At 66.7% G+C, this 1,181-nt stretch carries 2 protein-coding genes; both read right to left on the minus strand.

Annotated features, from left to right (window positions below):
* Positions 1-29 precede the first annotated feature (29 nt).
* A complete protein-coding gene (locus tag SM452_RS30330; RefSeq protein WP_120332276.1) occupies positions 30-638 on the minus strand; it encodes a transposase in 609 nt (202 codons plus the stop codon).
* Positions 617-1,081: a winged helix-turn-helix domain-containing protein gene (locus tag SM452_RS30335; protein WP_225319901.1), complete on the minus strand. Its 465-nt coding sequence runs from the start codon at positions 1,079-1,081 to the stop codon at positions 617-619. The genes SM452_RS30330 and SM452_RS30335 overlap by 22 nt, the downstream gene beginning before the upstream one ends.
* Between the last annotated feature and the right edge of the window lie 100 nt (positions 1,082-1,181).

A 1,181-nucleotide genomic window follows, 5' to 3' on the forward strand; every position in this document is an offset into this window, starting at 1 on the left:
CTACAGAGGTTGAAAGGCCAAGGTTCGAGTTATCTCGGTGGCTCGGGTTCGAGGGTCATGCCGGTGCTGGCGAAGAAGCCGGCGAGGAGATCGGTCTGTTGCTGACACGCGCGTAGTCGACGTTTGACCAGTTGGGCGAGGTGGTCGACACCGCGGGCGGCGGTGTTGGTCAGGCCGCGTTTCATCCAGCGCCAGACGCCTTCGGTGGGGTTGAGGTCCGGAGCGTAGGCGGGTAACCGGATCACGGTCAGCCACGGCCGAGTGGCGATCAGGGCCTGCATGCGGCGGCTGACGTGGGTGTTCAGGTTGTCCCAGATCAGCACCATCGGTGCCTGTAGACGCTGGTGGGTCTGGTCGAGGAAGGCGATGTAGTCGTCCTCGCTGAAGCTACCGCGTTCGCCTGTACGACCACGGTGCAGCCGGGTTCGCCACATCAACCGTCCTCGCTGTCCGGGCTTGAGGCAGACCAGGCCGGCGATCGAGACCCGGCCGGAGCCCTTGCCGGATACCTCGACCACCGGCGTGTGTCCCCGCCGGGCCCACGTCTTGGCCACCGGCGGTCGCATGACCTGGCCTGCCTCGTCCTGGAAGCAGATCCAGGCGCCTTGCGCCGCCGCTAACCTCTTACCGACGGCCACCGCCCGCGATGCCAGCCGGTGATCGCTTCGGGATCGCGTTCGATCGCCCGACGAGTGGGAACCTGCTGGCTGTACCCGATGCGATGCAGCAGATAGGACACCCCGCGCAGCGTGTAGGAGACGCCGAAGCGGCGCTCGATCACCTCGGCCACCCGCGCGAGGGTCCAGCGGGCATCGTCCCAGCCGTGCGCGATCGGCCCTTCGTCGAGCATCCCGGCCAGCTGTTTCAGCTGCTCAACCGAGAGTTTGCAGTCCGAGCCTCCCGGCCCGGCCGACGCCAGAGCCTCCGTTCCGCCAGCAGTCCACTGCCGTCGCCACAGACGCACCGACTTCTCGGAAACCCGCAGCTCAGAAGCGATCTGCGCGGTCGGTACGGACTTCTCGAACATGGTCGCGGCCTGGATCCGGACCTTCTCACGCCGGACCCGGGCTGCCGCGTTCATGCCACCACCAGCCGGATACCTCATGCCTCCGACCTACCGCCCACATCGACCCAGATCACGCAGACACGCCGACGGACGTCAGCCTTTCAACCTCTGTAGC

This window comes from Micromonospora sp. SYSU B005, from assembly GCF_055362685.1.